Here is a 12,738-nt window from a genome sequence, read left to right on the forward strand (position 1 = left end):
CAGCCAAGTAATTATTCACGAATTTATTCTTCGCTTTTTGAAATCGGAAAATATGTATCGATCAAACCTTGCTGACAAGAAATAATAACCAAACCACACTTACAAGAGAGCTCGACATGGATCTTCTGACAGCTTCTACTGCACTAGCATTGATTGGCATAGTTTCCTCACTTTCGATATATCTATACAGAAATAAAAAAAACATAAAGCCCGTTAACCCCATAGCAATATGCGGCACGCCATTCGTGTACTCAGGCCAGCTAAGTATACGCCCTGAAATCTTAGCCGCTGATGCCGAGTTTGAAAGCCAAGGTTATGCTGCAATAAAACATCATGATATTGAAAATGCCTGGACACTGATGGTCTGCAGAGGGAATATTTGCTTTTCGCACGGCGGAATTTACAACAGCAAAGATGATGCACTAAAAGCTGGCCTGGAGTGGAAAAACAACATGAGAGATAATACACTCCAAGAATAATAGCCGGCATGTTAATTATCATCATCAACAAACCAAGCATAAAATCGATAGCCAGCCCAGATCGCAACAGCATTAGTCAGTAGGGTGAGCCATGGATATACACCTTCGATACCAGCTAACCATTGCAGCTTGAACAACAACGCACCCACCATGACGCATGCAAGGACTCCCAAGCCGAACCCCATTAGCCAAAAAATGCGTTCATGCAAGCTCAGATTGCCACCGTGCCAGTTATCGCTCAGACAGAACGGGCAATGACTGCTGGTGGGCGAGTACCCCAGCAGACCTCGGCTGTACGTCGTGCGTGGCACCATGATTTTTCCGCAGCAATGGCAGGTAACGGTCGAATGACGCATAACATCTCCTTGAAGGGATTGGACTATGCGACTCAGGATTGCAAAGGCTTAGATAAACCCAAGCGATACCAAACCCACCAAAGAGCTGTGTAAATGCCGACCACCCGGCAGGTGGAAGAGGCGCTATCGCAAGGAAATGCAATGAATGATTTGGCGGTTTTGCCTACCCCCAGCAAAGTATTCCGGTCATTGTTAACGGCTACCGGCTACCGCCCTTGCCTTGAAGGTAAAGGATTTGGTCGAGATCTTGATCACCTAGCCCTCGAAGAGCGCTCGGGCAGCAACTTCGACTTATTGGAGAACTGCCAAGCTCAATGGCTACGGGCCATTCGGGACGATGCTGGGGCGGACTGGAGCAATCTTATCGAGTCCGCCCTGAATAGGCACAGCAACCTGCTGCGCTCACTGGCGCGAAAGGCAGATACCACCGGGATGATTCAGGATCGTGCGCGACCTGCCATCTTTAGGATGCTGGTGATCCCTGAGATTTCAGGCTTTGTTCGTCGCGTGCATCAAGAGTTACCGTTGCTAGATATTCGGCAGTGGTGGGATTCCCCCTTTGCCACCTGGCTTATCGCTGCACAACAACAAAGCTCACTTTCTGCACAAAAATTGTTAGAGCGGCTTGCCAATCACGTAGATCTGGACGAGCGCACGCTGGAGCGCTGGCAGCAGGGTAACGCTATCGGTAAAAGCCTGTGGCCGTACCGCGATACGGTTATGGCACTCGTCGGCGACTGCCAATTGCCGCGCCAGCAGATAGAGCGACTATCCGGTTGGTTGATCATGGTGGTCGCAATACAGTCATTGCCCGCCGATCTGCGCGACACAGTCAAACGCGACTTTTTTATGCACGGCCAGCTGCCTCTGAGGACAGAGGAGCAGTTCATTGCATTACTGAAGCGGGAGGCAGCAGACCGGCTTAGCCTGCCTGTACGTGACCAGATTGCTCCTGTACTCAACGAGATCCAAAGCTTGTTTGCCAATCCAGAGGGCAACCAAAAGGCTATTCGTGATCGCCTTGTCTGGCTTCGCTCGCTGTGTGAGCGCACCTCACCTGAGGTCTATGCGGCCCATGAGTATCTTTGGCGCTGGTTCTCGGCAAGGTTGGCCGCAAATCTTGGCGAGAAGGACAATGCGCTAATGCTTTACGCAAGCGCATGCCATTCGGCTTGGTGGCGCGCCGGGTCGCACCAGCATCCACTTATCCATGAAGCTTTGTGCTACGCCGTTGGCGTGGGTGATCAGGTTCAGGCAAACCATTACTGGGACAAATGTTTTTTGCTGGGTTTGAACAACCTGCCCAAACGAGAACTGGATGAACAGGCAATGCGCCTGATCTCCTTTGAGTTTGAACGACTGTTTGCGCCACAAAAGGCTACGCAACGAATTCCACCTGCAGTGCGTTATTTAGTGGGACCGTTCGCCCTATCACCCAAGGATCTGGCAAACCCAAACCGAAAGCGCGCCCAGGCCGATGGACGCGTCCGCTATACGCCGTTGATGGATGCAGTCCTGATGGGGACGCTTGACGATGTCAAAAAGCTTGTTCTGGCAGGCGGGGATCCAAATATTTTAATTCCGGAATCTGGCGAAAACGCCCTGATCATAGCGCTGCGTCGAGCACATGACCGAAAAGACCCCGAAATTCTTCAGTATCTGCTGAGCCTGGATATCGCTCCAGAAACAGCCAACCGGCCAGCGTCCAGCAAACGGGAGACGCCATTACAGATCGCCATGAATATGGCTGATGCGAAGGTTGTTGAGCGGCTGATAGAGCTCGGCGCTGATATCGAGCAGCCTTGCTTCAACTCCCCAAGCGCTCTGGTTTATGCCATGGCGCTGCTTCATGACAGCATCCATGTGAATGATCCTGCGCAGTTGAGAGCCTACCTGGACGGGCGCGTTCCGGCCGATTCTTTCGATGCCAAGAACGGTGCCATTCTGGATTGTGAGCTATCGGCTCAACGCCTTGACGTGCATGCGATGCTCGCTGACCCGCAAAAGAAGCTGATTTTCGAGGCTGTAAAGCAGCATTACAGCCGGACCACCGATGAGCGTCGTGAGGTGGTCATGGCATTGCTGGACAAGAAAGCAGATCCAAATCGACGCTATCCAGACTTCAACGGCCATCGCGACCTCTGGACGCCTACGTTGTTCGCCGCGCAACTGGGTGATCTTGATGTACTCAAAGCCATGATCGCGGCTGGTGGTAACCCTTGGCTTTCACTGGACGAGGACCGCCCCGGTGATGAGAGGAATGCGCTTTGGGTCGCAGTCAGCTATAAGCGGCACAGCGTGATCGAGTACCTGCTGACGCTGCTGCCTGAGCGCGCCACAAACTGACGATACATTTTCCGATTTTTCTTTCGGCTGGCTGTCGGGCTTCGAAAGCCACCTCTGCTGCATCGTGCGCGCAAAGCCACGCAACAGAGGAACCACCATGTACTTCAGTAAGAACAAGGACATCAACAAACTCGCATTGAACCTGCTTCAACTTGGCTGGAGCTATGCAAAAGGCCGGCACTACAAGCTCTTTCCACCCAATGGCTGCGGAATGGTTATCGTGCCAGGCACGCCCGGAGATTGCCGCGCATTTCAGAACTTCCGTCGTGATGTAAGGCAACGCTTACGTGGCCACGCTGAACGATACCGGCACGCTGACCAGGAGCTGACGCCATGAGGCCGGTAGTCTTGGTTTCATTGGATTGGCGTCGGCCGCAGGACGGTAAAACCGGATTAGGGATCGCCTCTATCGCTGCGGCTTTGCGCGCAGCCGGTGTGCCATTTCAGGTCATCGACGCACAAGTGAACAGCCCTGCTTTCTCACTGGAACAGGTACAGGCTCTTTTGCTGCAAGCCATTACACAGGCCGGTCCTGGCTGCTTGGTTGGCTTCGGCACCTTTGTCTGGAACGACGCCGAGGTTCGCGCCTTGACTCATTCGATTCAGAACACCGGAGCAGAGGTTGTCCTTGGTGGGCCGCAAATCTCCTATATGGCCAAGGGCCAATTGGAAAGCACATATCCGCTAGTAAGGTATTTCGTTCGTGGCCAGGGCGAGATGGCCATGGTTGCACTGGCCAGCGATACCACACCCGATGACTGCGGCATCCATATCGCCGGGACCACCGATCTGGGCCGCAAAGCAGATCACGATCTGCTGACCCTACCCTCACCGTACCTGCTGGAAACAGCTGAGTTACAGAGCAGCATTCGTTGGGAAACTCAGCGCGGCTGCCCGTTCAAGTGCTCGTTCTGTCAGCACCGCGAGCCAGGCATACGTCTCAAGCATCAATGGTTTGATGGCCATCGGCTGGAGAAAGAGCTCGCGATGTTTGCTGCTGCGAAGGTCAAGCGCATTTCGGTGCTGGATCCGATTTTTCACAATGATACCAAGCGAGCCATTCAGATCCTTAACAGCGCTAAAGCAGCGGGTGTAACTGCGCACCTTTCGCTGCAATGCCGCTTCGAGACCTGTACCCCGGACTTTCTGGATGCGCTTGAGGGGCTCAATGTCACCCTGGAGTTCGGTCTGCAGACCACCATAGAGGCCGAGTACCTCGCGATCAAAAGGCCCAACCATCTGGATATCATTTGCAGCCGAATCCGTCAGTTACATGAACGACAAATAGACTTTGAGGTTTCACTCATTTACGGCTTGCCCAATCAAACACTGGACAGCTTCCGTAGCAGTGTTGATTGGTGTGTGCAGCGGCGGGTGCCTCGTGTAAGGGCCTGGCCACTGATGTTGCTGAGGGGGACGCCACTATACGAGCAGAAACAGCTCTATGGATTCAAGGAAAGCGATGACCAGACCATTCCCATCGTAGTCGCCAGTAATAGCTTCTCGAAGACGGAATATGCCGAAATGGCTCGTATTGCCAAGCTGCTGGAGGAGAACTGAAATGGCTGGATTTGTTGCTATTGAGGGCCTCGACGGCGTGGGGAAATCTACGATTCTGAACAGTCTGGCCGCGCGTTTTTCGGGCCACGCAATGAGTACCCCTGGCCCCGCATTGCGTAGTAGCCGCCCAGTCATTCTAGAGGCTTTTGCCCACGATGAACTTGCCAAGGCGCTGTTCTATGCAGCCAGCGTTTCCAGCGAAGGCAGGCATGCACGCAGCCTGGTTGAACGTGGCGAGTGGGTGTTTATGGATCGCTACTGGGCCTCGACACTGGCCTATGCAAAAGCTCGCGGTGTATCCGCCGAGCTGGAGCTTTTGGGCCAAAGCCTGGTCAAACCGGACATAACGATATTACTTCTGCTTGACGAGCCTGACCGCCAACAACGTCTCCTTGCTCGTGGCGCTACCGCAGAGGACATGGAAACGCTTGATCCCGGCTTTCGTGAGTGCGTACTTGATGAGCTAATGGCGCATGCAGACATTGCAGTGAATACCACTCACTTGACTGCGGAAGCCTTGGCAATCGAATTGGAGCGGAGGATCAGACGGCTCCCGCTCGGCTAAACCAACATGCTCGTGGCCGGATCGCTGATCACCCGTTCGCGCCGGCCATGCTACGCGACTCTTCCGGTAATCTGCGAGCCCGTCGAGATGGCAACTGACGGCGCAGGCCAAGCCTCCAGAACGGATTCTATAATCCTCTATAATTTGACTATAAAAGCCTATAAAACCCTTACTGGGAATGAAAAGTGGCGTTTTGCGCAGCATAGACGCCAGCCAAAATCGGATAGAGACGAGTCCGAATTTTCAAGGTTGAAAAGCTGATACAAAATCAACTCAATCAGACCATTGAGCACGCATCCACCTCAACCGTGCTTGTCGGATAAAATTTGTCGATACGCCCAATCGCTTGGCGATTGCACTGTCGGAAACCTTGCCAAACTCGGCTGCAATTTCAGGCGTGATCTCTGGGAACGGAGCTTGATACGCAGTAATGCCCAGTTCTGCGCGTTTTTTCTTCACGGGCGTTCGGCTGACGCCCAGCCGATCAGCCAGCTCCGGATCAGGCATCGTGCCCAGTAGCGCCACGGCTTCGTCAGTCCAGATACCATCCTCTAACGGCACAAACCGGGGTCTGATCATCCCTGGCTCTGGTATTCCATGCTCGGCCCGCAACCCCTTAACGCGACTGACAGCGATACCAAATTCCTTCATCAGCTGGTAGCTGGTAGTGGTTGGCAGCTTGTCCATCAGGCCCTCGGGAATCTCTGTATTTTGCGGGTTGTGAGGCGCTATGCGTTGCTGCGCTCGGTAACGCCGAACGGTACTCGCACTGACGCCGAACCGCCGCGCCACTTCGCGGTCGCTTATTTGTCCAACGTATTCCTTCCATTTTTCAGCCATGACGTCTCCGCAATTACAGGATTGAGGTACCTATTCATAACAACGTCATGGCCGTGAACGATTGCGGACAAGCAGTCCGTATTCTCTGAACTAATTTTTCCGCTTAATCGCATTTCCCATCTGCTGGCACGCAATCACATGGCGAAAACTGACGGTCCACTCATTGGAGATCCTGCGTCATGACGCCACTCGTATCGCCCTACATCCGCCCAGAACTGATTTTCGAAATCGACGCGCAACTCAGTGAACTGAAGTGTTGCGCTGTGCATGTCGTCGTCGGCCCGGCATTGGTCGGCATCGGCTGGGACCAGACCGGCCCCGTTAAAATTGAACACCCAGAACTGGATTCGTACCTGCACGCAGAACTTATCGCCCAACGCGTCAATGCACTGGTTGGTAGCAGCGACCACGAGCGAACACAGATCCTGGCGAATTGGGAGGTGAGTGCATGAGTCGCTGGCGGCGGTATCTGTTGGCACGCACTGTTCGGCGATTGGGCCAGGCCCGGTTGGGGCTGCATCTAATACCGCAGGGTGCCGAGCTGCATGGGCAGATGAGTGAGTACCTGCGTGAGGCAGGGGCTTGCGCGTCTCCCTGGGTTTTGCTGCGGCTCTATTGGTATGCCCACTGCCTGGAACGCAGTGTCCACCACGCACTTAATGCCGAGGAGTGTCGTCGATGAACAACGATGAAGATGTGGATCTGCGCTACCTGCAGTGCGAGAGCTTTGTGGCTGAGTTTCACAAGCCCAGAGTTCGGCCGCGAAATAAGTTCCTGCCGCGTTTGGCGACAAATCTTAAACCCGGTTTTTCTGGCCAGTTTGACCTGGAAACCATGGTCGTAGTCCTGGAGGCGGCAGCACGACTCAGGCCAGGACGGGTTATCTATTGCCGCCTTAATTATCAGGGGGACGGCGCACGGCTGGAGATCTGCTCCATTGCACCGGACATGGTCTCAATCTGCGCCGACATGGCCGAGAACCTGCTCCCTGCTTTGTACTGGTACCGCGCGCAGGGCGATAGCCACATCTATTTGGCTGTCGCCTCACCTTATTTTTTCTGGCTGCCACTACCTACTGGCACGCAATGGGATGAGTGAATCTTTGGATTCACCCCACTAACGGAGATCGTCATGTCTTATACAAACAATGCCAGCGAACACCCGCTCCTCGTCGGTTTCTCTGCCTACGCATGCGCCCATGTGATGCTGTTTTCGCTAGTGGGAATACTTGCCTTGCCCTTGCCGGGCGTTTGGTGGGCAGGCCTGGCACTTATCCCGTGTTGGCTGTTGATGCGATGGCTTAAACGATTCAATCACGATGACCTTGCTCAGCTGGTTGGTGTTTCGGCAGTTGCATTTACGGGCGGCGTGATGGGCATTCATGCCCGTGAGTTGTTTTGCCTGTTCCGCGCGTTTGTCTGACCTAGGACACAGTGGCACGTCGGTGACCAGTCCGGCGTGCCTTTGTTGAGGCCCCTAAGCAGCCCTCCGCACAGGGCCACTTTGGGGCCTTTTGCTATTGGCCAAACGCAGGTGGTTTTCATGAGAACCGATTGGCTTGAATGACTCAACGCCGCCGTTACATTGATTGCAGCACTTAACGGGAGATGAACATGGAAATCAAAACTCAGACGTCAGTAGACGCCGTAACCGATGTGGTCTGCGACGTGTGTAACACCAGCACCCGCATTCCCGGCTACGGTCTGCAATACGGCACTCTGGAGGCGCAGTGGGGATACGGTAGCCAACACGATGGCGAGTATTATCGCGTCCATCTGTGTGAAGCCTGTTTTTTCGGTGCCCTCTCTGGTTTGCGGCGGCAGCGCATGGTCAATGTGATGTTTGATGCAAACGAGCCCCATCCTGACCAGGACTTTGGGCTTGTCAGCACCGGCAATCTCTGGGGGGCAGCAGATGCCTGATTTGGCTGATTTGCCGCGTATTTTGGAACGGGTTATTGGGCTTGCCATGCATGCGGGCCGGCTTATTGAGGCTGAGCTGGCTAGGCCAGAGGGTCCGCGTGGAGGAGGTGACAAGGCCCAGGTCGATATTGAGATCGAGGGGATGCTAAGGCCTGGGTTGATGCAGTTGCTTGAGTGCGACTTTGCAGGCGAGGAAACAGGTATCAGCCTCAGCGGGGACGCGTTTTGTTGGGTAGTCGATCCAAACGACGGGACAGCCGATTTTCTCCAGGGCACACCGGGTTCTGCGGTTGCGATTGGGTTGCTACATAACGGATTGCCCGTACTGGGGGTGGTTTATGCGCCAGTTACGGATCGCGGCCGTGACTGTATTGCCTGGGCGCAGGGGCTGCCGACACTATTACGAAATTTTCAGCCAGTTGAACGGGATCTGAGTTCATCGAGCCTGACTACCGGCACGCTGATTTTTGTGAGTACCGCAGCCGCATCCAAACCTCATTTAAATGCCGAGCTGTGCCAACCGGCATCGTTCTATCCCATGCCCAGTATCGCCTACCGCCTGGCGCGTGTTGCTGCAGGCGATGGCGTTGCGGCTGTCTCGTTGTACAACGTTTCAACGCATGATGTTGTTGCCGCTCACGCCCTGTTGCGCGCAGTACATGGGGACATTTGGGATGAGCGCGGACAACCGCTGCGCTATAAATCCCCCGCTCATTTTATGCGGTCGCCGCAGTTTTGTTTTGGCGGAGCGCCTGCTGCCTGCGCTGAGCTAATGGGCCGACCATGGCAATCAGTACTGATGTCTGATTCCGCAAAATAATTTTTGTTTGGCATCTGCTGGCACGCATTTACGTCGCTGAGACTCCAGTGCCCTGTCACTGCGAGAGCCATTTTTATGAACTACCGATTTTCATCCCGCCATGCCCTGCAGCCGCGGAGCGACTCGATTTACAGCCAGACGCACTCAGCATCGCGCATTCCTGCAGAAAATAAATTTTCTGTTTTTATCTATTTTTTCCCGATTTTGGACACCTACGGCCCGTTGTTAGTTAAACCCACCAACAACGGAGTCAAAATGCTGGAAATTACACTCTCTGAAATAGCAGGAATTCACCCAGGTTTCGCTCGGATTGAACGAGAGCTAGATCTGGCCCCAACCAACCTTCCTGACCCGGCTCTCATCCCAGACGCAGTGCTCGGCCTGGTCAATGCGGCCTACCCACTGCTGATCAGTGGTCAGCCTGAGCGTTACTGCGTTGGGCAAACCAGCCTCTACCGCCTACTCGTGGCTCACGCAGCGCCGAAAACCCCGGTGCTGTGCCATTTTCTTCCAACAAAAATTAGTAAGAACACGCTGCATCAGCTGGTGCTGATCGAGCGTCTCGTTGCGCCCGGATTGGCTCAGATTACGCCGCAGCAGGTACGCGATTTATACGCCCACATCGGGACCGCTGCAGAGCATTGGCCTCACAGCTATCGCAGTCACGCCCATCTTGCTCGCCTGGTTGGCGTCAAACCGCTAAAAGGCGCGGAGGGTACAAAATGAGTAAGCGAACGGCGCTGCTGGATCTCGCCAAGCAGCAGGGGCAGTCCCCTCAGGCAGTCAGTAAAATCCTGAATCAGTTAGGGGTTCATCCCGAAATAATTTGTTTGCCATACGCAGTTAATCGGTTCGTACGTGTTCTGCGCGCATGCGGAAATGGTGTGCCGATCGGTTTCGAGAACTTCGACGTTGTCCTGTTGAGGGAGACTTGCGAGTGGCTGATTTCTTTAGCCCGACAGGCCGACATCTGCAAAATCCTAGGTGAACATTTTTTGCTCACAGCTACTAGGAAGGCAAAAAATCCGATCCGTTATAAGGGCGTCAAAAAGTTCGGGTTCCCATATGCATCCCTTCTTCATATCCCCAGAGATTCTGAAAATACTCAGGATTACGAGCGGTTGTTCGCGCAGGTACTAGTTGCAAGTCAGCACAATGACACTGATCGTTTGGCTGTCCAACGCTACGACGTTTATCAAGCGCTAGAGGAGCTATGCGAACTAACGACTTTCTCAGTCCCCCCTGAGCTAAGAATCTGGGCTAGTGCGGAAGATTTTTTGGCCAGCTGCAGAGAGTTCGAGCCAAAAAAATCGAAATCAGAAAATGCACAGTGGTTTGCTGACATCGCCCGTTTTGTAAGCTACTGCAACGGTAAGTTGCCACGGCGTGGTGGTGGCGGTGGCGGTCATCGGGGCAAACGCACGCCTGTAGATCAGTCCGATCTGGTCCATTACATAACGGAAGATCCTCGCGGATTTGTCCTGGGCGATCCCGACGATCCTGACCAGCTACCGGGCTACTACAACATTTTGGTGAAGCAGGGCGACACTGCAGAGGGTGAGCTAGCCCCCGGTGAAATCAGTCCCTCGACCGAGATTTTGGCGCTGGATGACGACGGCTGTGAGCGGCCGTATGTCGCAGATATCCTGGGCCAACAAAACGTCGAGGCTCATATAGTCCGCATCAGGCAGTTTCTGCTATTTGCCTATAACCAGTTCACGCTGATGGAACTGAGAAATTTGCTATTCGGCGCCAGCGACCTATTTCACGCATGTCTGGAAGGAAAATCCTTTAAGAGGGATGCCCGGATCAAACTCCGAATGGAGGCGATCGTTGCGCTGCACATTACTCTGTGGCTGGGCCAGTCGATAACCCAGGTCGTCCAGTTATCCGTCGCGGATGACGAGACCGAGGAGGCGGATGGACTTGCATTGATCCTCGGAGATTTTCCGCAGTTCAGCATGGTCGTCAGGCGCCCAGACCTGGCTGGCGACGGCCGCTGGCAGGCCTCGTCGGGTGTGCGTGATCCGTTGCTGCGAATTCTATTGCCAGACCTCGCGGGGAGCGCCCAGTTAATAAAGCACCTGCTGGGCGCATTCCCGCGCTGCTCCAATCAGGTATTCACCTTTGAAACTGAGCAGCTGGACAACGAAATCAGGGCTCTTCTGCTGGAACTAGGTGATGGCGATGGGCGCTACACGCGGACCAAACTGCGCAGTTACGTGTTCCATCAAATTGTCACCGATACGCAGGATGTAGCAGTGGCATCCATGCTGTCAGGCTTTGAAATCCCCTCGGCGCAGACACCGCGTTACTACCTGCAGCTCGATGCCAACCACCTCCGCAAAATTTACACGACCTCACTCGTGCGTATGCTGACCCAGGTTTATGCCTGTGCGGGTTTGGCATATGAGCCGGCTGATTTCAGTTCTGAACACCCGCGGCAGGGTGGGCTTGGAGCCACGCACTGCCTGCTGCCCCAAACGATTGCAGACAATGTCAGAGCCATGGCCGCAGTGCTGCGCAAAAAAGTCGATGGCCGCCTGAGTGACATGCTCGCCTGGCACAATTGTTACACGCTGTTTACCCTGCAGATGTTCATGTTGGTCACGGGTTGCAGGGCGATTCGCAACCCTCTGATGCTGCTCGACGAGTTTGATCCTGTGGTGGGCATGGGAGCACTGTCAGACAAGGATTCCGACGATCGCCACATGAGTCGGCTCGTTTATATGCCTGCCATGCTGAGGCGGCAAATAACCAATTACCTCGAGCACTGCTCAGCCATCAGCCGGCAATTGATTGGTTACCTGCCACTGGATGAGGCGGGTAATCGTTGGTCGCGTGGGTTTTTTCTGTGGCCCAGCCCGAGCGGACTACGCCGTGCTGAGATTACCCCCAGCAAAATTTATGATGAAACGGCGCTGGTGCCTGGCTACACAACTCACCGAACCAACGGCTATCGAAAATTTATCCGTACGACGCTCGCGGAGCAGGGCTGTCCGCCTGAGTCGCTCGCTGCATATATGGGGCATTGGCTGAGGGGGGAGGAGCCTCAGGATGTCTATTCATCTTTCTGCCCAGCTGCGTACGCCAACGTCCTTGAGGAGTGGATTACCCCGCTACTGCGGGAACTGGGCTGGTCGGGCCTGAGCAGCCAGTGGGTGAACGAATGAAACCATCGCGTTTAAACGATCAACAGTGTGAGCTGATCTGGTCGGCTCGCCCCCGTGAGCCAGAGTGGATGTCCGAGCAAAGGGCACTACTTAAATCAAAGGCGGAGACCGCCAACACGCCATTCGGAAAATGGCTGCTGGGTGAATGCGATATGCCCGAGATTTCAACGGCGAACGTTCGCGAGTTGGAGGCATGCCTGGGTACGGATCACACGCTGCGCAATGTCCTGCGTGGCATCACTCAGCGAGTCCGGGATCAAATCCCGGGTTTTCCTCTGGCTCGAATTGCCATTGCTGTCAGGCGTGCAGCCAATCCGATCAACCCTGACATCTACACCGCTGAGCGAATCAAAAGTAGTCGCCAGATGGTCAATGCGCTACAGCAGGGACTGAAGCTGGATATCGACGAGCTCAGCACAGAAGAGCGTATTGGTCTGCTGCTGATGAGCGCTGCCTACAACGGCGGACTGCTCGATGTAGCCCAACTGAATGCCCTGCTCAGCACGACACCAGAGAATATCGACTGGATTGCGGGCGTTCCCGAGATACGCCTCCCGCTCTCGATCCGCGGCAATACAACAGCGGAATTTCGGCAGTGGTTTCCTGATCCGGCAACGCTGGCGCTGTTGATTCGCTGTGCGGGTGATGTTCAAAAAAGCGCAGGAAAACTCAGCCGT

Annotated in this window: 14 protein-coding genes and 1 pseudogene; 13 read left to right on the top strand and 2 right to left on the bottom strand. The window is 54.4% G+C overall.

The genetic code is table 11. The annotated features are described in order from the left end of the window. Window positions 1–116: 116 nt before the first annotated feature. Entirely contained in the window at window positions 117–479 is a 363-nt protein-coding gene (locus AUK77_RS00920) for a hypothetical protein (RefSeq protein ID WP_296125296.1), read from the top strand. 11 nt (window positions 480–490) lie between these two features. Here AUK77_RS00920 and AUK77_RS00925 read toward each other — a convergent pair whose 3' ends face one another. Then, window positions 491–835, bottom strand: coding sequence for a hypothetical protein (locus AUK77_RS00925; RefSeq protein WP_296125297.1), 345 nt, complete (start codon window positions 833–835; stop codon window positions 491–493). Window positions 836–928: 93 nt separating this feature from the next. On the opposite strand from AUK77_RS00925, the gene AUK77_RS00930 reads away from it, so the two are divergent. From AUK77_RS00930 to AUK77_RS00945, 4 genes are all read left to right on the top strand, one after another. Then, window positions 929–3,181, top strand: coding sequence for an ankyrin repeat domain-containing protein (locus AUK77_RS00930; RefSeq protein ID WP_296125299.1), 2,253 nt, complete (start codon window positions 929–931; stop codon window positions 3,179–3,181). A gap of 97 nt (window positions 3,182–3,278) precedes the next feature. Beyond that, a complete protein-coding gene (locus AUK77_RS00935; protein WP_296125300.1) occupies window positions 3,279–3,518 on the top strand; it encodes a hypothetical protein in 240 nt (79 codons plus the stop codon). After that, window positions 3,515–4,741 (top strand): radical SAM protein, encoded by a 1,227-nt coding sequence (locus AUK77_RS00940; protein ID WP_296125302.1) that lies wholly within the window; start codon window positions 3,515–3,517, stop codon window positions 4,739–4,741. Before AUK77_RS00935 ends, AUK77_RS00940 begins: the two co-directional genes overlap by 4 nt. Window position 4,742: 1 nt before the next feature. Beyond that, window positions 4,743–5,306, top strand: a complete 564-nt coding sequence (locus AUK77_RS00945) for an AAA family ATPase (protein WP_296125303.1) — start codon at window positions 4,743–4,745, stop codon at window positions 5,304–5,306. Window positions 5,307–5,579: 273 nt separating this feature from the next. Here AUK77_RS00945 and AUK77_RS00950 read toward each other — a convergent pair whose 3' ends face one another. Beyond that, window positions 5,580–6,146, bottom strand: a complete 567-nt coding sequence (locus AUK77_RS00950; RefSeq protein WP_296125304.1) for a hypothetical protein — start codon at window positions 6,144–6,146, stop codon at window positions 5,580–5,582. A gap of 179 nt (window positions 6,147–6,325) precedes the next feature. On the opposite strand from AUK77_RS00950, the gene AUK77_RS00955 reads away from it, so the two are divergent. The 8 genes and pseudogenes from AUK77_RS00955 to AUK77_RS00990 form a co-directional block, all read left to right on the top strand. Next, entirely contained in the window at window positions 6,326–6,598 is a 273-nt protein-coding gene (locus AUK77_RS00955) for a hypothetical protein (protein ID WP_296125305.1), read from the top strand. A gap of 226 nt (window positions 6,599–6,824) precedes the next feature. After that, a complete protein-coding gene (locus AUK77_RS00960; protein WP_296125307.1) occupies window positions 6,825–7,244 on the top strand; it encodes a hypothetical protein in 420 nt (139 codons plus the stop codon). Between the two features lie 33 nt (window positions 7,245–7,277). Then, window positions 7,278–7,568, top strand: coding sequence for a hypothetical protein (locus AUK77_RS00965; protein WP_296125308.1), 291 nt, complete (start codon window positions 7,278–7,280; stop codon window positions 7,566–7,568). Window positions 7,569–7,759: 191 nt separating this feature from the next. Then, window positions 7,760–8,068 carry a hypothetical protein gene (locus AUK77_RS00970; RefSeq protein WP_296125310.1) on the top strand — a complete coding sequence of 103 codons (309 nt, stop codon included), beginning with the start codon at window positions 7,760–7,762 and terminating at the stop codon, window positions 8,066–8,068. After that, window positions 8,061–8,888, top strand: a complete 828-nt coding sequence (locus tag AUK77_RS00975; protein WP_296125312.1) for an inositol monophosphatase family protein — start codon at window positions 8,061–8,063, stop codon at window positions 8,886–8,888. Before AUK77_RS00970 ends, AUK77_RS00975 begins: the two co-directional genes overlap by 8 nt. A gap of 75 nt (window positions 8,889–8,963) precedes the next feature. Next, on the top strand, window positions 8,964–9,614 hold the full coding sequence (locus AUK77_RS00980; protein ID WP_296125313.1) for a hypothetical protein: 651 nt from the start codon (window positions 8,964–8,966) through the stop codon (window positions 9,612–9,614). Continuing rightward, window positions 9,611–12,061, top strand: coding sequence for a hypothetical protein (locus AUK77_RS00985; RefSeq protein WP_296125315.1), 2,451 nt, complete (start codon window positions 9,611–9,613; stop codon window positions 12,059–12,061). Before AUK77_RS00980 ends, AUK77_RS00985 begins: the two co-directional genes overlap by 4 nt. Then, window positions 12,058–12,738: pseudogene (locus AUK77_RS00990) on the top strand (hypothetical protein); the annotation flags it as partial. The gene AUK77_RS00985 and the pseudogene AUK77_RS00990, both read left to right, overlap by 4 nt.

It is taken from the genome of Pseudomonas sp. Ga0074129, assembly GCA_001465025.1.
GTDB lineage: Bacteria > Pseudomonadota > Gammaproteobacteria > Pseudomonadales > Pseudomonadaceae > Aquipseudomonas.

Excerpts from the sequence above, each read along its gene's own strand:
- AUK77_RS00920 (WP_296125296.1), top strand. The coding sequence starts at position 117 with ATGGATCTTCTGACAGCTTCTACTGCACTAGCATTGATTGGCATAGTT.
- AUK77_RS00925 (WP_296125297.1), bottom strand. The coding sequence starts at position 835 with ATGCGTCATTCGACCGTTACCTGCCATTGCTGCGGAAAAATCATGGTG.
- AUK77_RS00930 (WP_296125299.1), top strand. The coding sequence starts at position 929 with ATGCCGACCACCCGGCAGGTGGAAGAGGCGCTATCGCAAGGAAATGCA.
- AUK77_RS00935 (WP_296125300.1), top strand. The coding sequence starts at position 3,279 with ATGTACTTCAGTAAGAACAAGGACATCAACAAACTCGCATTGAACCTG.
- AUK77_RS00940 (WP_296125302.1), top strand. The coding sequence starts at position 3,515 with ATGAGGCCGGTAGTCTTGGTTTCATTGGATTGGCGTCGGCCGCAGGAC.
- AUK77_RS00945 (WP_296125303.1), top strand. The coding sequence starts at position 4,743 with ATGGCTGGATTTGTTGCTATTGAGGGCCTCGACGGCGTGGGGAAATCT.
- AUK77_RS00950 (WP_296125304.1), bottom strand. The coding sequence starts at position 6,146 with ATGGCTGAAAAATGGAAGGAATACGTTGGACAAATAAGCGACCGCGAA.
- AUK77_RS00955 (WP_296125305.1), top strand. The coding sequence starts at position 6,326 with ATGACGCCACTCGTATCGCCCTACATCCGCCCAGAACTGATTTTCGAA.
- AUK77_RS00960 (WP_296125307.1), top strand. The coding sequence starts at position 6,825 with ATGAACAACGATGAAGATGTGGATCTGCGCTACCTGCAGTGCGAGAGC.
- AUK77_RS00965 (WP_296125308.1), top strand. The coding sequence starts at position 7,278 with ATGTCTTATACAAACAATGCCAGCGAACACCCGCTCCTCGTCGGTTTC.
- AUK77_RS00970 (WP_296125310.1), top strand. The coding sequence starts at position 7,760 with ATGGAAATCAAAACTCAGACGTCAGTAGACGCCGTAACCGATGTGGTC.
- AUK77_RS00975 (WP_296125312.1), top strand. The coding sequence starts at position 8,061 with ATGCCTGATTTGGCTGATTTGCCGCGTATTTTGGAACGGGTTATTGGG.
- AUK77_RS00980 (WP_296125313.1), top strand. The coding sequence starts at position 8,964 with ATGAACTACCGATTTTCATCCCGCCATGCCCTGCAGCCGCGGAGCGAC.
- AUK77_RS00985 (WP_296125315.1), top strand. The coding sequence starts at position 9,611 with ATGAGTAAGCGAACGGCGCTGCTGGATCTCGCCAAGCAGCAGGGGCAG.